This is a genomic window from Aquamicrobium segne (assembly GCF_042656785.1).
GTDB lineage: Bacteria > Pseudomonadota > Alphaproteobacteria > Rhizobiales > Rhizobiaceae > Mesorhizobium > Mesorhizobium segne.
In genome coordinates this window covers 66,020-86,444 of record NZ_JBHSLL010000012.1, presented here as the reverse complement: position 1 = coordinate 86,444, position 20,425 = coordinate 66,020, and the positions used below count along the sequence as shown (strand labels likewise).

Annotated in this window: 20 protein-coding genes; 10 read left to right on the top strand and 10 right to left on the bottom strand. The window is 56.5% G+C overall.

What is annotated here, in order from left to right; all coding sequences use genetic code 11:
* The first annotated feature begins 1 nt into the window (after position 1).
* Both ACFPLB_RS03565 and ACFPLB_RS03560 read left to right on the top strand, forming a co-directional pair.
* On the top strand, positions 2-832 hold the full coding sequence (locus ACFPLB_RS03565; protein ID WP_378227899.1) for an ABC transporter permease: 831 nt from the start codon (positions 2-4) through the stop codon (positions 830-832).
* Positions 825-2,480 carry an ABC transporter ATP-binding protein gene (locus tag ACFPLB_RS03560; RefSeq protein ID WP_378227897.1) on the top strand — a complete coding sequence of 552 codons (1,656 nt, stop codon included), beginning with the start codon at positions 825-827 and terminating at the stop codon, positions 2,478-2,480. The genes ACFPLB_RS03565 and ACFPLB_RS03560 overlap by 8 nt, the downstream gene beginning before the upstream one ends.
* A 40-nt stretch (positions 2,481-2,520) precedes the next feature.
* Here ACFPLB_RS03560 and ACFPLB_RS03555 read toward each other — a convergent pair whose 3' ends face one another.
* The 5 genes from ACFPLB_RS03555 to bcoG are packed head-to-tail and all read right to left on the bottom strand — an operon-like array spanning position 2,521 to position 8,539.
* Positions 2,521-3,303 (bottom strand): carnitinyl-CoA dehydratase, encoded by a 783-nt coding sequence (locus ACFPLB_RS03555; RefSeq protein ID WP_378227896.1) that lies wholly within the window; start codon positions 3,301-3,303, stop codon positions 2,521-2,523.
* On the bottom strand, positions 3,288-5,411 hold the full coding sequence (locus ACFPLB_RS03550) for an acetate--CoA ligase family protein (RefSeq protein ID WP_378227895.1): 2,124 nt from the start codon (positions 5,409-5,411) through the stop codon (positions 3,288-3,290). The genes ACFPLB_RS03555 and ACFPLB_RS03550 overlap by 16 nt, the downstream gene beginning before the upstream one ends.
* 3 nt (positions 5,412-5,414) lie before the next feature.
* A complete protein-coding gene (locus ACFPLB_RS03545) occupies positions 5,415-6,590 on the bottom strand; it encodes an acyl-CoA dehydrogenase family protein (protein WP_378227894.1) in 1,176 nt (391 codons plus the stop codon).
* Positions 6,591-6,594: 4 nt separating this feature from the next.
* Entirely contained in the window at positions 6,595-7,608 is a 1,014-nt protein-coding gene (locus ACFPLB_RS03540; protein ID WP_378227892.1) for a 3-hydroxyacyl-CoA dehydrogenase NAD-binding domain-containing protein, read from the bottom strand.
* Between the two features lie 13 nt (positions 7,609-7,621).
* Complete coding sequence (gene bcoG / locus ACFPLB_RS03535; protein ID WP_378227890.1) at positions 7,622-8,539, bottom strand: 3-dehydrocarnitine:acetyl-CoA trimethylamine transferase BcoG; 918 nt, start codon at positions 8,537-8,539, stop codon at positions 7,622-7,624.
* A 73-nt stretch (positions 8,540-8,612) separates the two neighbouring features.
* Here bcoG and ACFPLB_RS03530 point away from each other — a divergent pair, with 73 nt between their 5' ends.
* The 6 genes from ACFPLB_RS03530 to ACFPLB_RS03505 all read left to right on the top strand — a co-directional run bounded on the left by ACFPLB_RS03530 (position 8,613) and on the right by ACFPLB_RS03505 (position 14,445).
* Positions 8,613-9,593: a GlxA family transcriptional regulator gene (locus tag ACFPLB_RS03530; RefSeq protein WP_378227889.1), complete on the top strand. Its 981-nt coding sequence runs from the start codon at positions 8,613-8,615 to the stop codon at positions 9,591-9,593.
* Between the two features lie 140 nt (positions 9,594-9,733).
* Positions 9,734-10,510, top strand: coding sequence for a zinc ABC transporter ATP-binding protein AztA (gene aztA / locus ACFPLB_RS03525; RefSeq protein WP_378227888.1), 777 nt, complete (start codon positions 9,734-9,736; stop codon positions 10,508-10,510).
* Positions 10,510-11,385 (top strand): zinc ABC transporter permease AztB, encoded by an 876-nt coding sequence (aztB, locus tag ACFPLB_RS03520; RefSeq protein ID WP_378227887.1) that lies wholly within the window; start codon positions 10,510-10,512, stop codon positions 11,383-11,385. The genes aztA and aztB overlap by 1 nt, the downstream gene beginning before the upstream one ends.
* A gap of 30 nt (positions 11,386-11,415) precedes the next feature.
* Complete coding sequence (locus tag ACFPLB_RS03515; RefSeq protein WP_378227886.1) at positions 11,416-12,345, top strand: metal ABC transporter solute-binding protein, Zn/Mn family; 930 nt, start codon at positions 11,416-11,418, stop codon at positions 12,343-12,345.
* Positions 12,346-12,438: 93 nt separating this feature from the next.
* The gene (locus ACFPLB_RS03510) at positions 12,439-13,203 is read left to right on the top strand and encodes a L,D-transpeptidase (RefSeq protein ID WP_378227885.1); all 765 of its coding nucleotides are present in this window, start codon (positions 12,439-12,441) and stop codon (positions 13,201-13,203) included.
* 78 nt (positions 13,204-13,281) lie between these two features.
* Positions 13,282-14,445 carry a diphosphate--fructose-6-phosphate 1-phosphotransferase gene (locus ACFPLB_RS03505; protein WP_378227884.1) on the top strand — a complete coding sequence of 388 codons (1,164 nt, stop codon included), beginning with the start codon at positions 13,282-13,284 and terminating at the stop codon, positions 14,443-14,445.
* 124 nt (positions 14,446-14,569) lie between these two features.
* On the opposite strand, the gene ACFPLB_RS03500 is transcribed toward ACFPLB_RS03505, so the two are convergent.
* Positions 14,570-16,018: an aldehyde dehydrogenase family protein gene (locus tag ACFPLB_RS03500; protein ID WP_378227883.1), complete on the bottom strand. Its 1,449-nt coding sequence runs from the start codon at positions 16,016-16,018 to the stop codon at positions 14,570-14,572.
* 164 nt (positions 16,019-16,182) lie between these two features.
* On the opposite strand from ACFPLB_RS03500, the gene ACFPLB_RS03495 reads away from it, so the two are divergent.
* Together ACFPLB_RS03495 and ACFPLB_RS03490 are read left to right on the top strand one after the other, a co-directional pair.
* Complete coding sequence (locus tag ACFPLB_RS03495; RefSeq protein ID WP_378227881.1) at positions 16,183-17,334, top strand: PA0069 family radical SAM protein; 1,152 nt, start codon at positions 16,183-16,185, stop codon at positions 17,332-17,334.
* Positions 17,335-17,472: 138 nt separating this feature from the next.
* Positions 17,473-18,132 (top strand): ribonuclease HII, encoded by a 660-nt coding sequence (locus ACFPLB_RS03490; protein ID WP_378227880.1) that lies wholly within the window; start codon positions 17,473-17,475, stop codon positions 18,130-18,132.
* A gap of 75 nt (positions 18,133-18,207) precedes the next feature.
* Here ACFPLB_RS03490 and ACFPLB_RS03485 read toward each other — a convergent pair whose 3' ends face one another.
* The 4 genes from ACFPLB_RS03485 to ACFPLB_RS03470 form a co-directional block, all read right to left on the bottom strand.
* Positions 18,208-18,699, bottom strand: coding sequence for a F0F1 ATP synthase subunit B (locus ACFPLB_RS03485; RefSeq protein ID WP_378227879.1), 492 nt, complete (start codon positions 18,697-18,699; stop codon positions 18,208-18,210).
* A gap of 11 nt (positions 18,700-18,710) precedes the next feature.
* Positions 18,711-19,304, bottom strand: coding sequence for a F0F1 ATP synthase subunit B (locus ACFPLB_RS03480; RefSeq protein ID WP_378227878.1), 594 nt, complete (start codon positions 19,302-19,304; stop codon positions 18,711-18,713).
* A gap of 54 nt (positions 19,305-19,358) precedes the next feature.
* Positions 19,359-19,583 carry a F0F1 ATP synthase subunit C gene (locus tag ACFPLB_RS03475; protein WP_378227877.1) on the bottom strand — a complete coding sequence of 75 codons (225 nt, stop codon included), beginning with the start codon at positions 19,581-19,583 and terminating at the stop codon, positions 19,359-19,361.
* 62 nt (positions 19,584-19,645) lie between these two features.
* Entirely contained in the window at positions 19,646-20,407 is a 762-nt protein-coding gene (locus tag ACFPLB_RS03470) for a F0F1 ATP synthase subunit A (RefSeq protein WP_378227876.1), read from the bottom strand.
* Positions 20,408-20,425: the final 18 nt, after the last annotated feature.

The window sequence follows — 20,425 nt, the reverse complement described above, 5'->3', positions numbered from 1 at the left end:
CGTGCTTAATCTCAAACATATTCCACTTAGCGCACTGATCGGCCTGTTCCTGACCGCACTATTTGCCTTTGCCGCCCTGTTTGCGCCATGGATTGCCCCTTACGGCAATGGCGAGATTGTCGGCGACGTGTGGGGACCAATGTCTGCCACACATCTGCTTGGCACCGACAATCTGGGCCGCGACCTGTTATCGCGCATGATTTATGGGGCGCGCATCACCATACTGATTGCGGTGGCGGCAACCCTGCTTTCCTTCGTGCTCGGCTCGGTGCTTGGCTTTACGGCTGCTGTTGTCGGCGGCTGGATTGACCAGACCATGTCGCGTTTTGTCGATCTTTTAATGTCCATACCAACGCTGATTTTTGCACTTGTGGTGCTCTCCGTCCTGCCTGCCACTTTGGTTACCCTCATTCTCGTCATGGGAATTTTGGATGCCACCCGTGTCTATCGTCTGGCGCGCGCGGTGGCCGTTGACATCAATGTCATGGATTTCGTGGAAGCGGCCAAGCTGCGTGGCGAAGGCCGTTCATGGGTTATCTTTCGTGAAATTCTGCCCAATGCGCTGTCGCCTCTGGTGGCCGAACTTGGTCTGCGCTTCATCTTTGCCGTTCTTTTCCTGTCCGCACTTTCCTTCCTTGGTCTTGGTGTGCAGCCGCCCGATGCCGACTGGGGCGGCATGGTGAAAGAAAACAAGGATGGCATCGTCTTCGGGATTCCGGCAGCACTCATTCCCGCAGGCGCCATCGCCCTGCTGGCAATCTCGGTCAATCTCGTCGCCGACTGGGTTTTGAACCGAACCTCCGACCTGAAAGGAGGCCGCGGCAATGGCTGAACAGGCAAAAACAGGCTCAGGCACGCTGCTCGACATCCGCAATCTGCGCATTGAGGCAACCGCCTATCCTCCGGGCGAAGCGCCCAAAAATATCGTCATCGTCGATGATGTGTCACTTACCCTTGAATGCGGCAAGGTACTGGGGCTGATCGGCGAATCAGGTGCCGGAAAATCCACCATCGGGCTTTCCGCCATGGGCTATGGCCGTGGCGGTGTGCGCATTACAGGTGGCGAGGTCCTGCTCAATGGCCGTGACATTTTGAAAAATGAACGGGGTTTGCGCAAATTGCGCGGCCGTGAAGTCTGCTATGTCGCGCAATCGGCAGCCGCCGCCTTCAACCCGGCCCACCGGCTGATGCGGCAGGTGGTTGAGGCGACAATGGAGCATGGCGTTTCCAGCCGCGAAGAAGCCGAAAAGCGCGCCATCGACCTGTTTGCCCAGCTCAGCCTGCCCGACCCGGAAAATATCGGCAATCGTTATCCGCATCAGGTATCAGGCGGGCAGTTGCAGCGGGTGATGACGGCAATGGCGCTATGCTCCAAGCCTGACCTGATCATCTTTGACGAACCGACCACGGCGCTTGATGTCACCACCCAGATTGACGTGCTGGCCGCCATCAAGAAGGCAATCCGTGACACGGGCGTTGCCGCCCTCTACATCACCCATGATCTGGCTGTGGTGGCGCAAGTTGCCGACGACATCATGGTGTTGCGCAATGGCCAGACCGTTGAGTGGGGCGACACGCACCAGATCATCAAAGAGCCGCAGCAGGATTATACCAAAGCGCTGGTTTCGGTTCACGCCATCGAGCATGAGGAACAAAAGCCGACATTAAAACCCATTTTAAGCGTCAGCAACATCACCGCCTCTTACGGGGACGGCAAGATGAAGGTTCTGAAAGATGTCAGCGTCGAGATCCATCCGGGACAGACATTGGCCGTGGTGGGCGAATCCGGCTCAGGAAAATCCACGCTGGCACGTGTCATTACCGGCCTGCTGCCGCCTGAAACGGGATCAATCACTTTTGATGGACGCCAGCTTGCCAGTCATCTGAATGCGCGCACCAAGGAAGATCTGCGCCAACTCCAGATGATCTACCAGATGGCGGATGTGGCCATGAACCCGCGCCAGACTGTGGGGGCGATCATCGGGCGTCCGCTGGAGTTTTATTTCGGCATGCGCGGCGCAGAGCGCGATGCACGTGTGGCTGAACTGCTCGACAAGATCGAGATGGGCAAGGGCTTTGCCGACCGCTACCCGGCAGAATTGTCCGGCGGCCAGAAACAGCGCGTGTGCATTGCCCGCGCCCTTGCCGCCAAGCCGAAGCTCATCATCTGCGACGAGGTTACCTCTGCGCTCGACCCGCTGGTGGCGCATGGCATCCTGAAACTGCTTCTCGACCTTCAGGAAGAGGAAGACGTCGCCTATCTGTTCATCACCCATGATCTGGCAACGGTGAAGACCATCGCCGATTCCATTGCCGTGATGTATCGTGGCGAACTGGTGCGCTATGGCTCCAAAAGCGAAGTGCTCACCCCGCCCTATGATGATTATACGGACCTTCTTCTATCTTCCGTTCCTGAAATGGAGATTGGCTGGCTTGAAAAGGCCATTTCCAATCGACGCATGGCAGCAGCCGGGAATTGATCTTATAGAGCGCTGTGCATCCTGTTGGACGCACAGCGCTCTATTTCCCCTTCCAGACCGGATCGCGCCCTTCAGCAAAAGCTCGCGGTCCTTCTTCATGGTCTTGTGAACCATACAAACGATCAACTGTCGGCAATTGCCGGCGCGTTACCCTGTTCATGGCGTCCTGAAAGGCCAGCCCTTCAGCCAGACGCGCTGTTTCCTTGATGGCGGCAAAGACAAGCGGCGGACCGGAAGCCAGAAGGCGCGCCACCTCCCAGACACGCGCTTCCAGCAGGTCAGAAGCTAAAATCTCATTGACCAGCCCCCAGCGATGGGCTTCTGCCGCATCCATCCAGCGGCCGGTGAACAAAAGATCCATCGCAACATGATAGGGAATACGCTTGGGCAGCTTGATGGTGGCCGCATCAGCCAGCGTACCGGCACGGATTTCCGGCAGGGCAAAAGTGGAATGGGCGGACGCATAGATCAGGTCACAGGAAAGCGCCAGTTCAAAGCCGCCGCCAACCGCCATGCCGTTGACGCAGGCAATCACCGGCTTGTTGAGATCACGCAATTCCTGCAAACCACCAAAGCCGCCGACGCCATAATCGCCATCCACTTCATCACCAGCGGCAGCGGCCTTCAAATCCCAACCCGCACAGAAGAATTTTTCGCCAGCCGTGCGCAAAATAGCGACACGCAATTCATCATCATCACGAAAGGCTTTGAAAACCTCACCCATCTGCCGTGAGGTTTTTAAATCAATGGCATTGGCCTTGGGCCGGTCGAGCGTGACTTCCAGAATGCTGCCTTCACGGCGGGTTTTTACGACATCGGACATAAGGCCTCCTCATCAATTGGCGCTGCTTCCTCATCTGCTGAACGTACCACCAGCAGCGCATCGGCAATCCACGCGCCTTTTTTGTCTGCGCACAGAATCAGCGGATTGATGTCCAGTTCTTCAATTTCCTGTGCATGTTCAAGAACATAAGCGGCAATGGCGTGGATGGTGGCGATCGCCGCAGAAAGATCGGCTTTTTCACGACCGCGATAGCCGTCGAGCAGCGCAAACAATTGTAACCTGCGTAAAGCGGCCTCAATTTCTGCTGATGTGGCAGGCAGAAGCAGGGTCTGGCTATCCTTGAGCAATTCCACCAGCACACCGCCGCTGCCCAGCGTCATCACCAGCCCGAAAACCGGATCACGCGCAAAACCGACAATCAGTTCTGCCACGGCGCCCGAAATCATGGCCTCGACATAAAGACCCTGCCCAAATCCCATGAGCTTTTCGGCGGCCTCCAAAACCTCATCAGCAGATTTCAGATTGAGCCTGACAGCAGAAAGCTCACTTTTATGAGCCACGCCAAGGGCTTTAAGCACCACGGGAAAGCCCAGTTTTTCGGCAGCAGCCACAGCCTGCGCTACAGAAGCAACACGCACCCCTTGCGGAACCGGCAGACCGGCAGCTAAAAGACGCGCCTTTGCCTGTGCCTCATCAAGCATTTTGTCAGGTTTTTTTCCAACCCCGGCTCCACCACCAGCAGCTACTGCCTCTGGCAATGGCTCTGCCCAGGCTTGCCCAATAAAGGCGGCTGCTTCCGCCGCCTCCAGCGCTTCTGCAACACCGTGCAAGGGCACAATTTTCTTTGCAATCAGTTGCTCGGCATAATGTTCAGGCAGGTTTTCGGGCAAGGTGGCGATAATCGCCCCGCGCGCATCATGGGTCTTCAAGGCAGCCTCAAACGCCCCGGAAGCGATTGCCCATGCAGCATCAGAACACCGATCGGCCCGCGGATAATCCAGCACCAGCAGGTTAAGATCAAACCCGCCAGCAATAAAGGTCTCGAAGGCAGCCTGCATGGCCGGGCCGTCATTCCAGATGAAGGTGTGATAATCGAGCGGATTGCTTGCCGCCACCAGCGGTCCAAGTACGGCCTTGACCCTGGCCCCATGCGCGGCGGACAATGGCCGAAACCCAACCGTTTTTCCGACCGCAGCATCGGCCATGACGGAAGCCTCGCCGCCTGAACAACTCATGGAAGACAGGTTTTTCCCCGGCAAGGGGCCATGGACATGCACAAGCTTCAGCGTCTCTAAAAAAGCCGGAAGCGAGTTGACACGTGCTACCCCTGTACGCCTTAAAAAAGCATCCGAACCGGCATCGGAACCGGCCAGCGATGCCGTATGCGAGATGGTGGCGGCCTGCGCCTGTGTGGAGCGTCCCACCTTCATCACCACAACAGGCTTGTTCAGTTCGCGGGCGCGTGCTGCCAGCTTTTCAAAATCCGCAACATTGTCAAACCCTTCAATATGCAGGCCAAGGCATGAAACGCGCCCATCCTCGATCAGGCCCTGCGCTATTTGTGAAAGGACGGTCTGCGCCTGATTGCCCGCCGTCATCAAATAGGCCAGCGGCAGGCCGCGCTGCTGCATCGACAGATTGATGGCAATGTTGGAGGACTGGGTGATGATGGCAGCCCCGCGCTCACCCGGTTTCAGCCGTCGCCCGCCATGCTGATCAGGCCACAACAGCGCGCCATCGGCATAATTGATCAGCCCATAGCAATTGGGTCCGATCACCGGCATGGCGCCTGCTGCCGCAATCAATTCCTGTTGCAGGCGTGCGCCATCGGCATCATCATCACCCGCCTCCAGAAACCCGGAGGCAAAGCAGATCGCCCCGCCCGCCTCCATTGCCGCCAGTTTGCGCACAATATCAATGGTGGCAAAGCGGTTGACCCCAATAAACACCGCATCGGGCACGCCGGGCAGATCGGCCAGGCAGGCATAGGCCCTGACGCCCTCGATCTGTGTTTTCTTGGGGTGCACCGGCCAGATTTGACCTGAAAACCCCATTTTCAACGATTGCGCCACCACATTGGGCGCAAACATGCCGCCCCCGACAACAGCAATGGATTTGGGCCGCAACAGACGCTCAAGGCGCAGCATGTTTCAGCCTCCCACTGCCCGCAGCATGGCGCGTGAAATGATATGGCGCTGAATTTCAGACGTGCCCTCCCAGATGCGCTCGACGCGGGCATCGCGCCAGATGCGCTCCAGCGGCAAATCATCCATCAGCCCCATGCCACCATGAATCTGGATGGCCTCATCGGCCACAAAAGCCAGCATTTCTGTCGCCTTCAGCTTGGCCATGGCCATATCCTGATCGGTAACGGTTTTCTGGTCATATTTCCAGCCGGCCTCCATGACCATCAATTCAGCCGCCTTCAGTTCCATCGCCATATCGGCCAGCTTGAAGGACACGCCCTGAAACTTGCCGATCTGCTGGCCAAATTGCTGGCGCTGGGCTGCATAATCAATGGCGTGAGACAATGCACGCTCTGCCCGGCCAAGGCAGGTTGCGGCCACTTGCAGGCGGGTGGCGCCCAGCCAGTCATTGGCAACCTCAAAGCCCTTATGCACTTCGCCCAGCACCTGCTCTTTGGGCAGGCGGCAATTGTCGAATTCTAGAATGGAGTTGGTGTAGCCGCGATGCGAAACATTGCGGTAGCCATCACGCACATGAAAACCGGGCGTGCCCTTATCGACAAAAAAGGCGGTAATTTTCCTGCGCCGCCCGCGCTCCGGCGCACTCATCCCCTCTTCTTCGCCAGAGGCCATGAACACAATGGCAAAATCTGCAATATCGGCGTGGCTGATGAAATGCTTGGTGCCGTTGAGCACCCAGTCATCACCATCTTGTACGGCACTTGCCGCCATGCCGCGCAGGTCCGAACCGGCTCCCGGTTCGGTCATGGCCAGACAGTCGGATTTTTCACCACGCACGCAAGGATAGAGATATTTTTCCTTCTGCGCATCGGTGCCGGCCAGCAAAATGTTGGAAGGGCGCGCCACACAGGTCCAGTGCAGCGCATAACTGGCCCGGCCAAGCTCTTTTTCATAAAGCAGCCAGGTAAGCGTATCGAGGCCGGCTCCCCCCACCTCTTCAGGCATATTGGCCGCATAAAGACCCGCCGCAATGGCTTTTTCCCGGATCTGGCTGATCAGTTCAGGGCGCAGATGGCCGCTGCGCTCCACTTCCGCCTCATAGGGATAAAGCTCATTTTCAACAAAGGCGCGCGTGGTCTTAGCAATGGCGCGCTGTTCCTCACTCAGCCCGAAATCCATTGCCTTACGCCTTCTGTTCAGCGGCCAGCCTGGCCAAACGGGCGGTATACTCATTGAGCAACTCGCCTGCCCCCCAGCCCTTGCCATCATTCTGGCGGGCCAATGCCTGCATCATGGCGACCAGATTGTCATCGCGAATTTGCTCCAGTTCACGGATCGACCATTTGCCGGATTGCGCATCTGACTGACCGGCAATCAGATCCACCAGTTCATCGTTAAATTCCGGCACATTGGTCAGTTTGGTCCATGGCCATTCCAGGCAGGGGCCGAACTGGGCCATGAAATGGCGCATGCCCGCTTCACCGCCCGCAATGCGGTAAACCTGAAACATGCCCATCTGCGCCCAGCGCAAGCCAAAGGAATAGCGCATGATGTCGTCAAGTTCCTCAACCGTGCAGATGCGGTCCTTGATCAGCCACAACGCCTCGCGCCACATGGCTTCCAGCAGCCGGTCCCCGACAAAAGCCTCGATTTCCTTGCGCACCACCACCGGCTTCATGCCAATCGACGCATAGATTTCCTTTGCCCTTTCAATTGTGGCCGACGCCGTTTTCTCCCCGCCCACCACCTCAACCAGCGGCAACAGATAGACCGGGTTGAACGGATGACCAACCACCAGCCGTTCAGGGTTTTTTACCATCGCCACCTGCATGTCGCTTGGCTTGATACCGGAGGTGGAGGAGCCGATCAGCACATCGGCTGGCGCATGTTGATCGATTTCCGCCAGCACCTTGTGCTTCAAATCAAGCCGTTCGGGAACGCTTTCCTGAACGAGCCCGGCATCTGCCACCGCCTCGGCGATAGTCTTTGCAAAGGTCAACTGCCCTTCACGCGGCAATTGCTCGGGCAGCATCTGCTGGTAGGCGCGGCGCGCCCCTTGCATCACCTCTTCCACCTTACGGGCAGCTTCCGGGTCGGGATCAAAAATCGAAACATCAATGCCGTTGAGCAGCAGGCGCGCAACCCAGCCAGCCCCGATCACACCACCGCCGATGGCGGCTGCTTTATGAAGGGTCATGTTCATGCCTTTCTCAGATCGCCAGCGGCGCGCGCTTGGTCAGGTCAAGCCGTGCCCGCACCTCTTCTGGCCCGATGACACGAGCGCCCATATTTTCAACAATGCTCACAGCACGCTCGACAAGCTGGGCATTGGTAGCCAGTTGACCCTTGCCCAGCCACAGATTGTCTTCCAGCCCGACACGGACATTGCCACCGGCAAGCACGGCTGCCGCCGCATAGGCCATCTGGTTACGACCCAGTGAAAAGGCTGAAAAGGTCCACTCTTCGGGCACATTATTGACCATGGCCATAAACGTGTTGAGATCGTCAGGCGCCCCCCATGGCACGCCCATGCAAAGCTGCACCAATGCGTCAGGCTTGAGCACCCCTTCCTTCACCAGTTCCTTTGCAAACCACAAATGGCCGGTGTCAAAAGCCTCAATCTCCGGCTTGACGCCCATTTCGGTCATCATCGACCCCATCGCCCGCAACATGCCGGGCGTATTGGTCATCACATAATCGGCTTCGGCAAAATTCATGGTGCCGCAATCCAGCGTGCAGATTTCGGGCAGGCACTGGCGCACATGCTCAACCCGCTCTGCCGCGCCTGCCATATCGGTACCCTGTTCCTTCAGCGGCAGCGGGGCTTCAACAGGGCCAAACACCATATCACCGCCCATGCCGGCGGTCAGATTAAGCACCACATCGATATTTGCGTCTCTAATCCGCTCCGTCACTTCACGGTAGAGGTGCACATCACGGCGCGGCTTGCCGGTTTCAGGGTCGCGCACATGACAATGCACGATGGCCGCCCCTGCCTTTGCCGCCTCAATGGCGGATTCTGCAATCTGCCTGGGCGAGCGCGGCACATGCGGGCTGCGGTCCTGCGTCGCGCCCGACCCGGTAACAGCACAGGTGATGAACACTTCACGATTCATTGCAAGCGGCATGACATCCTCCTCCTTTGACCTTGCCCAGCATCGCATGCTTGCAGTTTGTTGATTTGCATTTTACGAATAAAACATGGCAAAAAGAGAAAAGCAGACCATCTTTCAGGCTGGGCATACACCGCTTAAACTCACCTTCCTGCTGTTTTCCGGCGTCTCCATCATGTGCGTGGCCTCAGCCATCGACCCCTTGCGCGCCGCCAACCGGCTGGCAGGAGAGCGCCTGTTTGATTTCAGGCTGGCCTCGATGACTGGTGAGCCTGTCCTCACCACAAGCGACCTGTCGCTTCCCGTCAATGAGCGCTTCAACCCGCGCCAACAGACCGATGTGCTTGCCCTCATTGGCGGCTTTGGCATGCGGCGTGAGGAAACCGCTTCGCTGCTGGCAGGCTTGCGTCAAGCGGCGCGCTCGACCCGCGCCCTTGGCGGCATCGAGGCAGGCACATGGGCCATAGCCCGCGCCGGGCTGCTGGAAGGGCGGGCCGCCACCACCCATTGGGAAGATCTGGAGGATTTTGCCGCCAGTTTTCCCGGCATTGATGTGCGCCCCGACCGCTATGTCATCGACGGTCCTGTTTTTACCTCGGGCGGGGCTTCACCGACCTTTGACCTGATGCTGCATCTGATCCGGTCGCGGCTGGGCATGACCATGGCGATCGATGTCGCCAGCGTGTTTATCTATGACCAGACCCGTGCCGCAACCGATGCGCAGCCGCTGGTCTCACTTGGCCGCCTTGATGGCTATGATGCACGGCTGGCCCAGTCGGTCCGGCTGATGGAGGCTCATATAGACCAGCCGCTGACCATTGCCAGCATTGCAAAGCGCGTTGGCCTGACCTCACGCGTGCTGGAAAACATTTTTCGCAATTCCATCGGGCAAACACCGGGGGCCTATTATTTGCGTCTGCGCCTGAATGCAGCGCGGCGTCTGGTGGCAGACACCCGCCTGCCCATTGCCGATATTGCCGCACGCACCGGCTTTTCATCCTCTGCCACATTCTCGCGCGCCTTCACCAAAGGGTTCGGCAAGGCCCCATCCCGGTTGCGGATAAATTAGAGCTTTTGCGACGCCAGATGGTGCAATTTGTGCTCACAAAATGCTCTAAAAAAACATAAAAATAATTTCCTGTCTTGCCATTACGTATTAAAATGTAATAACATTACATCTCTAAACTCCTCTGGAATTGCAAATTAACGATGACTGACCATTGCATCACATTTCATGATCTGACGCTGGGCTATCGCAGCCATGCGGCCGTGCATCATCTGTCAGGCACCGTGCATAAAGGCTCGCTGACCGCTGTAGTCGGCTCCAATGGCTCGGGCAAATCCACGCTGATGAAGGGCATAATCGGCACAATAAAGCCGATGGCTGGCTCCATTACTATCAATCCGGGAACACAAATCGCCTATCTGCCGCAACAATCCGAGCTTGATCGCAGCTTTCCGGCGCGTGTGGTTGACCTGGTTGCGCTGGGCCTGTGGTCAAAACGTGGCTTGCTTGGCCGTCACACCAGGCAGGATCGTGCCGCCATATCGGCAGCCTTGACGGCAGTCGGGCTGGAAGGGTTTGAGCAGCGCCCCATCGACACCCTGTCTGGCGGCCAGCTTCAGCGCGCCCTGTTTGCACGGGTGCTGGTTCAGGATGCGGAACTGATCCTGCTGGACGAGCCGTTCAATGCAATTGATGCCCGTACCGTGACCGACCTGATTGTCCTCATCAAGCGCTGGCATGGCGAAAATCGTACCGTCATGGTCGTGGTCCATGATCTGGATCTGGTGCGCGCCCATTTCCCGCAAGCCCTGCTTCTGGCTCGCACACCCATTGCCTGGGGCGAGGCAAAGACAACACTTTGTCCTGAAAATCTGATGCGCGCGCGCCAGTTTCACGAGGCCTGGGACGATAAGGCGCCATGGTGCGAGGTCAATGGCGATCATGATCACGCACATCATGAGGCAACCAAGGCTGCCTGATGGACGTGCTGCACCAGTTTTTTATCGCACCCTTTAGCGAATTTGCCTTCATGCAGCGTGCCCTGCTGGGTGCAATGCTGCTGTCACTGAGCGCCTGCCCCATCGGCGTATTTTTAATGCTGCGGCGCATGAGCCTGACGGGGGATGCCATGTCGCACGCTATTTTGCCCGGTGCGGCTGCTGGTTTCCTGCTTTATGGCTTGCAGATTGTGCCGATGACCATTGGCGGGCTTCTGGCCGGCGCTGTCGTGGCGCTGGGCGCCGGTGCGGTGTCGCGCCTGACCATTCAGAAGGAAGATGCGTCTCTGGCCGCCTTTTACCTGATCTCACTGGCGCTGGGTGTCACCATGATCTCCCTGCGCGGCTCCAGCATTGATTTGATGCATGTGCTGTTTGGCACCGTTTTAGCCTTGAACAATGCAGCCATCATCCTGATCGCCATGGTGACAGTGCTGACACTGGCCGCACTTACGCTTTTCTGGCGCGCTCTGGTGGCCGAATGTCTCGATCCACTCTTCCTGCATTCGGTCTCAAAACTTGGCCCAATCGTGCATTTTATATTTCTGGGGCTGGTTGTGCTCAATCTCGTTGCCGGTTTTCAGGCATTGGGAACATTGCTGTCGGTCGGGCTGATGGTGCTGCCGGCAGCCACTGCACGTTTCTGGACACAACGCGTCGAAACCATGGTGATACTGGCCATAATCTTCGGCCTCATCTCCTCAGTCGGCGGCCTGCTTTTATCCTATCACGCTTCGCTGCCCTCAGGACCGGCCATCATCTTGTCCAGCGGCATTTTTTATTTTTTCTCCGTGCTGTGCGGATCACGCGGCATATTGAGCACCCGTCGTCCCCGCCACACCCACCGCATTGCCTGAATCAAACAATCTGACAGAAAAGTCCGACCAATGATTTTTTTCAAGATACTGGCTCTGGCCTTGATGGCGACCACATTTGCGCTGCCTGCCGCGGCAGATGAAAAGCTCAACGTCGTTGCCAGCTTTTCCATTCTAGGCGATTTCGCCAAAACCATTGGCGGCGAGCATATCCAGTTGCAAACCATTGTCGGCCCTGACAGCGACGCCCATGTCTATGAGCCAAAGCCATCAGACGCCATTGCCACTGCCAAAGCCGATATCGTGCTGGTCAACGGATTGATGTTTGAGGGGTTTCTTGCACGCCTGATTGATGCCAGCCGCACCTCGGCCATAGTGGTTGAAGCCTCAAAAGGCGCTGCCCTCATTGAAGACAATGATGAGCATCATCATCACCATCATGATCATGACGAAGACGCGCCCCATATGACAGCCTTTAACCCCCATGCCTGGCATTCCGTTGGCAATGCAAAAATCTATGTGAAAAACATCACGGACGCCTTTTGCAAGGCGGATGAAAAAAACTGCCCCTCCTATCAGGAAAATGCGACAGCCTATCTTGCCAAACTCGATGCGCTGGATCTGGACATTCGCAAAACCATTGCCCTGATCCCCGACAATCGCCGTGTCTTTGTGGTGGCGCATAATTCTTTTTTCTATTTTGAACGCAATTATGGCGTTACATTCTTGAGCCCGTCGGGGGTTTCAACCGAATCTGAAGCCTCCGCCGCAGATATGGCGAATGTGGTCCGCGAGATTACAGACAAACAGGCCATAGCCATATTTGCAGAAAACATATCAAATTCCCGGCTGGTTGAGCAGATTGCCGCTGAAACCGGATTAAAACTTGGCGGGACACTTTATTCAGACGCCCTATCAAAACCTGACGGCAAGGCCGCCACCTATCTTGACATGATGCGCAGCAATCTTGCCCTGATCAGCAAGGCCGCCCACGCATTGTGAAAAAGAATTTCATGATTTGTAAACCATAAAAGCCGAAAATACCTGCAAGCGCCGGATCGCTCAAGAACCGGTCTGGTAGTGCAGGAACATATCATGTCAGACCTTTTCAGGGACCCAGCATCATCCACAGCCCATGCAGACAGTGCAGTATCTGTTCTGTCCCGCCGCCTCATTTTGCAAGGCATGGGGGCAAGCGCACTGATGGCAGCCAGTGGCTGCACCACAGCCTCTTCGGGCTTTGACGCGCTTAATCTTGACACCACCTCAACCGGCTCGATCCGCCCGATGCGCCCTTCAATCAGCGTCGATGCCCAGATCACCAGTCCCGATGTGATGTATGCAGGGCTGACCGATGGCGCCTATGCCATTCCAGAAGTGCCCTATCAGAAAATCAAACCGCAATTCCGCCGCCAGATCGTGGTTGACCCGACTGGCGAGGCGCCCGGCACCATCGTTGTTCACACCAAGGAATGTCTGCTTTATCTCGTTCAGCCCGGCGGTGAGGCCATCCGCTATGGTGTGGGTGTTGGCAAGTCTGGCTTTTCATGGTCGGGCCGCGCCAATATTCAATATGGCCGCGAATGGCCGACCTGGACACCACCGCGCGAAATGATCGAGCGTCGGCCTGAACTGGTAAAATGGCAAAACGGACAGCCCGGCGGGCTGGACAATCCACTGGGGGCGCGTGCACTTTATATCTTCCAGAACGGGCAGGATACGCTTTACCGCATTCACGGTTCACCCGAATGGTGGAGCATTGGCCAGTCGGTCTCTTCAGGCTGTGTGCGTCTCATCAATCAGGATATTATCGACCTCTACAACCGGGCTTCCAAGCGCAACCCTGTCGTCGTCATCTGACACGCCTGATTTCCAAAAAGCTGCAGACTTTTTGGGTAAAATCATGCGTATAAACACTTCAAGCGCCGGGAGAGCAAAATGACCGGAACTTTTGTAATTGCGCAAGGCGGCGGGCCAACCGCTGTCATCAATCAGACACTGGCGGGCGCTGCACTTGAAGTGCGCAAGCGCCATCCCGATGCACGTGTTCTGGGCGCACTGCATGGTGTGCGCGGCATTCGCGATGGAAATTATGTGGACCTTGGCCAATTGTCTGAAGCGCAATTGCGGCTAGTTGGCAACACACCGGGTGCTGCCCTTGGCTCCACCCGCGACAAGCCTGACGAGGCCTATTGCAAGTTAATTCTCAACGGCCTGCAAAAAGCCGGGGCCGATGCCTTCATCTATATTGGCGGCAATGACACTGCCGGCACCCAGCAAATCTTGAGTGAGGCTGCAGGCGGTTCCATCGCCATGGTTCATGCCCCCAAAACCATCGACAATGATCTGGCCGAAAATGATCACACGCCGGGCTTTATCTCAGCCGCAGAATTTGTGGCTGGCGCATTCTTGTCAATCGACCTCGATTTTCGTGCCCTGCCCGGCATCTATGTCGGCATTGTCATGGGGCGGCACGCCGGTTTTTTAACCGCTGCATCGGCTGCATGGCGTCAGGATGAGACAAGCGGGCCGCATCTGGTCTATGTGCCCGAACGCGCCTTCGACATCACACGCTTTATTGACGATATTCGCACCACCTATGACCGTTACGGGCGCTGTGTCGTGGCCGTTTCGGAAGGTATTTCGACAGCAGATGGCAAGGCGCTGGTGGAAACATTGGTGCCACCGGAAAGACTGGAACGCGACCAGCACGGCAATATCAAATTGTCCGGCAGCGACCTGACATCTGTTCTTGAAAAGGCCCTGGCCGATCATTTGCCGGGCAAACGGGCGCGCGTTGACGCCTTCGGCTTCCTGTTGCGCGGCAATATCGGCACCATCAGCCAGACCGATGCCCGCGAAGCTTTTGAAGCGGGCGCATTTGCTGTTGAAGTGGCCAGCGAAGGCAGCGGATCGGTGGCGCTCCAATATGACGAAAGCACATTTATGCGAAAGGTTGCGCTTGCCGATGTTGCCGGAAAAACCCGCCTCATGCCCGACAATTTCCTGCATCCGCAGGAAAATCGCCTTTCCGAGACGGGCCTTGCCTATTTCAAGCGCCTGACCCCGCCCAAATTTAGGGTCGCACCACCTTTTCTGTAGGTTCTCTACAAGGACCCGGAGCATGATCCCGAAAAATCTTTAATTTTTCGGGATCATGGTTGACAGCCTTTTTCTCCGCGCATGATCTTATCCGAAAAGTCTGCAACTTTTCGGGATCATGCGTTTATTCCACCGCCTCATCCCAGCCGCTGATGGCCTTCACTTCAAGAAAATCTTCCAGACCCCATTTGCCGCCCTCGCGCCCCAGACCCGACTGTTTATAGCCGCCAAACGGGCTGCCATAGGGCCGGCTTGCGCCATTGAGCAGAACCATTCCGGCGCGCAGCTTGCGCGCCACGCGCTGGGCCTTTGCCTTATCCTGTGTCTGCACATAAGCCGCCAGCCCATAAGGCGTATCATTGGCAACCGCGACAACTTCTTCCTCGGTATCGAAAGGAATCATAGCCAGAACCGGCCCAAAAATTTCTTCGCGGGCAATGGTCATGTCATTATCCACATCAGCAAAAATCGTCGGGCGCACAAAATAACCGCGATTGAAACCTTCAGGCCGCCCAAGGCCGCCTGTCACCAGCCGCGCCCCCTGTTCAATGCCCTCTTCAATCATTGCCTGAACTTTCTTGAACTGCACGTCTGAAGAAAGCGGCCCGATATGTTTACCTTCCTGCGCCGGATCTCCAACCTTGACGGTAGCGGCGACCTCGGCTGCAATCCCCACGGCACGTTCATAGACCGGACGCTCCACCAGCATCCGGGTTGGCGCATTGCAAGACTGGCCGGTATTGTTGAAACAAAGCCTGACACCATGCGCAATCGCCTTTTCCAGATCGGCATCGGCAAAGACGATATTAGGTGACTTTCCACCAAGCTCCAGCGCCACACGCTTGACAGTTGCAGCCGACGCTCTGGCAACGGCAGTGCCTGCACGGGTCGATCCGGTAAACGACATCATATCAATATCAGGATGGTTCGACATGGCCTCACCCACTGTCGGCCCATCCCCATTGACCATGTTGAAGACGCCGGGCGGGAAATTGGCTTCTTCCATTATTTCGGTAAAGACAATGGAAGAAAGCGGCGCAATTTCCGAAGGCTTGAGGACTACGGTGCAACCTGCGGCAAGAGCCGGAACCACTTTCAGCGTGACCTGATTCATCGGCCAGTTCCATGGCGTGATCAGGCCGCATACGCCAATCGGCTCATGCACGATCCGCTCCTGGGGGTTATCCGCATTAAGGGGCGCCTCAAACTGGTAATTCCGCAAAGTCTCGATGAAAGCGCGGATATGGCCAGCACCACTTTCGGCCTGTGAATTGAGAGCCATGGAAATTGGCGCACCCATTTCCTGCGAAATGGCCTTTGCCATATCGCCCAGGCGCGCTTTATAGGCTGCCAGCAGCCGTTCCAGTGCGGCAATGCGCTCTTCACGGGGGCTGACGCTCCAGCTTGCAAAAGCCTTGCGCGCAGCCGCCACCGCCTTATCCACATCGGCAGAAGACCCCAGCGAAATAACGGCAAAAGCCTGCTCGTCCGCCGGATTGATGACCTCAAGCTCCAAAGGTTTTTCTGGAGCAACCCACTTGCCATCAATAAAAAAATCCGTCTTGCACAACATCGTCTGCTCCTCACAGCAATTCCAGCAATTCCTTTATTCCGTTCTAGCCCGTGTTTGCACCAACTGCAATATCGTTCTTGATTTGTTCCTATTTTAAGAATAGGAATAATTTCATGGCAATCACGATTCGACAATCCCGACCTTCATCATGGGAGAAGGCCAGAATGGAACAGATCACACAGGCTGATCAGGCAGCTTTTGGCGCAGGCCGGGCTGAAATGGCCAATGCGATGATTGATCAAAGCCGGGTGCGCACCCATCCTGATCGGGCGCGCGGGCGTGCAGCCAACATCAATCCTTCGGGGCGTTATGAGCCGGTCAGCCGCCATATTTTCGATGATGGCTGGGAAAGCCTTGAAGACCTGCCGCCTTTCAAAACCGAGGTGCAGGTGGAAAAGCCACGCACCATCATCAGCCGCAATTCCTCCCCCGACATTTCCTTCGACCGTTCGGTCAATCCCTATCGGGGCTGCGAGCATGGCTGTGTCTATTGCTTTGCCCGCCCCACCCATGCCTTCATGGGCCTGTCACCGGGGCTGGATTTTGAGACAAAGCTGTTTGCCAAGCCTGATGCTGCACGCCTGCTTGACAAGGAACTGTCCAGACCCGGCTATGTGCCCCGCACCATCGCCATTGGCACCAATACCGACCCCTATCAGCCCATCGAAAAGCAATATCGCATCATGCGTGAGCTATTGGAGGTGCTGGAAGCCCGCCACCATCCGGTCGGCATTATTACCAAATCTGCACTGGTCACACGTGACATCGACATTCTGGCACGGATGGCCGAGCGGGGGCTGGCCAAAGTCGCTCTATCGCTCACCACGCTGGATCGCAAGCTGGCACGCACCATGGAGCCACGCGCCACCACCCCGGCAAAACGACTGGAGGCAATCAGCCAGCTGGCGCAAGCGGGTATTCCCACATCCATTATGGTTGCGCCCATCATTCCCGGTCTCAATGATCAGGAAATTGAACGAATTCTCGATTCTGGTCAGGCTGCGGGCGCGCGGGAGGCCGGATATGTGGTGTTGCGCCTGCCACTGGAAGTTGCACCCATTTTCAAGGAATGGCTGTTGCGCAATTATCCCGACCGCTACCGGCATGTAATGTCGCTGGTGCGCTCCATGCGTGACGGCAAGGATTACGATTCAAACTGGGGCAAGCGCATGAAAGGCGCCGGGCCCTATGCCTGGCAGATCGGCCGCCGCTTTGAGATTTCCACCAAAAAACTTGGTCTCAACAGGCCACGCACCCTGTTGCGAACCGACTTGTTTGTTCCCGGCGGACAGAGCGCACAACTGGAATTGCTGTGATGCCAGAGCATTTTGTAAGTACAGATACGGCTAAAACAGGAGCTTAAAGCCTGTATCCGTTACAAACTTCCTTTCCGCCTCTCCTCGTGCCGGAAAGGACTTGTGGAGAATCGGGGGCAATGCGAATCTCGCCAAATCATGGTTTGCACAGACTCCGATTCTCCTTTCCTGTTTGAAATGGTCCAGCGCCCCGACTTCTCCTTCGAGACAGCAGCCAGGGCTGACGGTCTATGGCCGGTTGCAGGGCTTGATGAAGCAGGCCGCGGCCCGCTGGCCGGACCCGTGGTGGCAGCAGCTGTCATACTTGATCCCGACAATATTCCCGATGGGCTGGATGATTCCAAGCGGCTCAACCACACACAGCGCATTGGCCTGTTTGATGAAATCCTGAGCAAGGCCAAAGCCGTTGCTCTTTCTTCCATATGTGCGCAAAGCATTGATGCCAGTGATATTCGCAAGGCAAGTCTGGAAGCCATGCGGCGCTGTGTTTACGCTCTTTCACTCAAGCCCGGACTTGTTCTGGCCGATGGCCGCGATGTGCCGCCCGGCCTGCCCTGCCTTGGCCGGGCACTGGTCAAGGGTGATCAGCGTTCACAATCCATTGCCGCAGCCTCCATCATTGCCAAGGTCATGCGCGACCGCATGATGATGGATTGCGGCCTAAACCACATCGATTATGGCTTTGAGCAGCATATGGGCTATGCCACCCGGCGTCATCGTGAAGCGATTGATGCACACGGCGCAATCAATCGTCTGCACCGTCTCTCTTTCGCCCCTTTCCGCACGGCAGGCACGTAAATTCCTTTTCCCAAATACAAAAAGCCGCCGGGTGATCCCAGCGGCTTTTTTTCAAAATTCCAGAGTTAAAAACAATCAGTTCAGGCGGGCTTTGACATCGGCAACGGATTGCTTGAACAGTTCGGCATCGGCCTTGCTGTCGGTTTTGTCAGCCAGAACCTTGCGGGCAGCCTCAACCGCCAGATCAATAGCGGTGGAGCGCACTTCACTGATGGCATCACGCTCGGCCTGTGCAATTTTCTGCTCGGCCATGCTGGTCCGGCGCGCCACATAATCTTCAGCCTTGCGCGTGGCCTCTTCGGCCACGGCAGCAGCTTCACGCCTGGCCGTCTCGACGATCTCGACGGCTTCCTGTTCGGCTTGCTTGCGCTTGTTCTGATATTCGGCAAGCAGGGCCTGTGCTTCTTCGCGCAGGCGCTTTGCTTCCTCAAGCTCATTGCGAATCCGGTCGGCGCGCTGGTCCAGCGCCTTGGTGATCATGCCCGGAACCTTGAGATAGATACACAGGCCGATGAAAATCACCAGCGAGATGGTTGCCCAAAGTGTAGCGAGAGATGTTGCGTCCATGATCGAACCCCTCAACCGGCAACAGATTTGACGGCAGCAGCCACACTGACCTTGTCAGCCTTGCCGACAAGCTGCTCGATGATGGCGGAAGCCGTGGATTCGGCAATTGCGCCGACATCCTTCATGGCATTGGACTTGATGGAAGCAATATGCGCTTCCGATTGAGCCAGCTTTGCGTCAAGCTCGGCCTCGATCTTCTGGCGGGCAGTTTCAGCTTCTGCTTCTGCTTCATCGCGGGCCTTTTGGCCAATACTCATGGCGCCGGCGCGGGCCTGCGCCAGTTCCTGCTCATAGGCGGCCACGGCTGCGTCCGCCTCTTCCTGCATCCTGGCGGCCATATCGAGATCGCCAGAAATCTTGTCGCTGCGCGTTTCAACGATGCCGGCAAGACGCGGCATCGCAACACGCTTCAAGAACAGGTAAAAAAGACCGAAAGTGATAGCCAGCCAGACAATCTGGGAGGCATAGCTCTCAGGGTTGAAGGGCGGAAACAAACCTTCAGCGACAGCCTCATGCGGAACTTCTGTTCCGATAAGGATTTCGGGTCCGGTCGCGCCCTGATCGTCAGACGCTGCTTCTTGCCCGTAGGCTGGTGTCACGAACATCTTTTGTCCCTGTTATTCGGGCCAGCCATCAGCGGCACGGCCCTGATTGGCAAATCAGCCGAACAGCGCCAGCAGGGCGATGAGCAGCGAGAAAATGCCCAGAGCTTCTGTCACGGCAAAACCGAACACCAGGCGACCGAACTGGCCGTCAGCGGCGGACGGGTTGCGCAAAGCACCCGACAGATAGCTTGAGAAGATATTTCCAAGACCGATGGCTGCGCCACCCATGCCCAGACACGCAATACCGGCACCAATGTACTTTGCTGCTTCAGCTTCCATTTTCAACTCCTTGTGGAATGGCTTTTCAGGTTTTGTCGACGCAGACCGTCTGCGAGCGATTTTTAGTGCTCTGCTCCCAAAGTATCATTGAGATACATGCAGGTCAGAATGGCGAATACATAAGCCTGCAAGCCAGCCACGAGCACTTCAAGGCCCGTAATGGCGACAGTCATGATGATGGGCAGGATCGAGCCGGCAATGCCGAATGTGCCAAGGGCTCCCATTGAAACGATAAAGCCGGCGAACACTTTAAGGGTGATATGGCCTGCCAGAATCGAGGCGAACAAACGAACCGAGAGACTGACGGGGCGCGAAAGAAACGACACCACCTCAATGGCCGCCACAAGCGGAACGAGAATTGCCGGAATGCCGCTTGGCACAAAAATCTTGAAGAAACCAAGACCGTTGCGCTTGATGCCGCAGATGACCACGACACTGATGACCAGCATCGCCAGCGAGAAGGTCACGATAATATGGCTGGTTACGGTGAAGAAATACGGGAACAGGCCCAGCATATTGGCAAAAAGAATGAACATGAACAGCGAGAACACAAAGGGGAAATAGCGCATTCCCGCCTCACCCGTCGTATCCTTGAGCATCGACCTGATGAATTCATAAACCAGTTCGCCAACGGACTGCCAGCGGCTGGGAACAAGATGCCTGCCCGAAGTTGACAGCAGCAGGAAAGCCGAGGCTGTCACAATGGTCAGCACCATGAATAGCGAGGAATTGGTAAAGGAAAGATCATATCCACCAATCTCGATCGGAACGATCTGATTGATATGGAACTGGTGGATCGGATCAACCTTGTCAGCAGCTGCCACGTTCAGTCCTCATATGGC

Excerpts from the sequence above, each read along its gene's own strand:
- ACFPLB_RS03560 (WP_378227897.1), top strand. The coding sequence starts at position 825 with ATGGCTGAACAGGCAAAAACAGGCTCAGGCACGCTGCTCGACATCCGC.
- ACFPLB_RS03555 (WP_378227896.1), bottom strand. The coding sequence starts at position 3,303 with ATGTCCGATGTCGTAAAAACCCGCCGTGAAGGCAGCATTCTGGAAGTC.
- ACFPLB_RS03550 (WP_378227895.1), bottom strand. The coding sequence starts at position 5,411 with ATGCTGCGCCTTGAGCGTCTGTTGCGGCCCAAATCCATTGCTGTTGTC.
- ACFPLB_RS03545 (WP_378227894.1), bottom strand. The coding sequence starts at position 6,590 with ATGGATTTCGGGCTGAGTGAGGAACAGCGCGCCATTGCTAAGACCACG.
- ACFPLB_RS03540 (WP_378227892.1), bottom strand. The coding sequence starts at position 7,608 with ATGACCCTTCATAAAGCAGCCGCCATCGGCGGTGGTGTGATCGGGGCT.
- bcoG (WP_378227890.1), bottom strand. The coding sequence starts at position 8,539 with ATGCCGCTTGCAATGAATCGTGAAGTGTTCATCACCTGTGCTGTTACC.
- ACFPLB_RS03530 (WP_378227889.1), top strand. The coding sequence starts at position 8,613 with ATGGCAAAAAGAGAAAAGCAGACCATCTTTCAGGCTGGGCATACACCG.
- aztA (WP_378227888.1), top strand. The coding sequence starts at position 9,734 with ATGACTGACCATTGCATCACATTTCATGATCTGACGCTGGGCTATCGC.
- aztB (WP_378227887.1), top strand. The coding sequence starts at position 10,510 with ATGGACGTGCTGCACCAGTTTTTTATCGCACCCTTTAGCGAATTTGCC.
- ACFPLB_RS03515 (WP_378227886.1), top strand. The coding sequence starts at position 11,416 with ATGATTTTTTTCAAGATACTGGCTCTGGCCTTGATGGCGACCACATTT.
- ACFPLB_RS03510 (WP_378227885.1), top strand. The coding sequence starts at position 12,439 with ATGTCAGACCTTTTCAGGGACCCAGCATCATCCACAGCCCATGCAGAC.
- ACFPLB_RS03505 (WP_378227884.1), top strand. The coding sequence starts at position 13,282 with ATGACCGGAACTTTTGTAATTGCGCAAGGCGGCGGGCCAACCGCTGTC.
- ACFPLB_RS03500 (WP_378227883.1), bottom strand. The coding sequence starts at position 16,018 with ATGTTGTGCAAGACGGATTTTTTTATTGATGGCAAGTGGGTTGCTCCA.
- ACFPLB_RS03495 (WP_378227881.1), top strand. The coding sequence starts at position 16,183 with ATGGAACAGATCACACAGGCTGATCAGGCAGCTTTTGGCGCAGGCCGG.
- ACFPLB_RS03490 (WP_378227880.1), top strand. The coding sequence starts at position 17,473 with ATGGTTTGCACAGACTCCGATTCTCCTTTCCTGTTTGAAATGGTCCAG.
- ACFPLB_RS03485 (WP_378227879.1), bottom strand. The coding sequence starts at position 18,699 with ATGGACGCAACATCTCTCGCTACACTTTGGGCAACCATCTCGCTGGTG.
- ACFPLB_RS03480 (WP_378227878.1), bottom strand. The coding sequence starts at position 19,304 with ATGTTCGTGACACCAGCCTACGGGCAAGAAGCAGCGTCTGACGATCAG.
- ACFPLB_RS03475 (WP_378227877.1), bottom strand. The coding sequence starts at position 19,583 with ATGGAAGCTGAAGCAGCAAAGTACATTGGTGCCGGTATTGCGTGTCTG.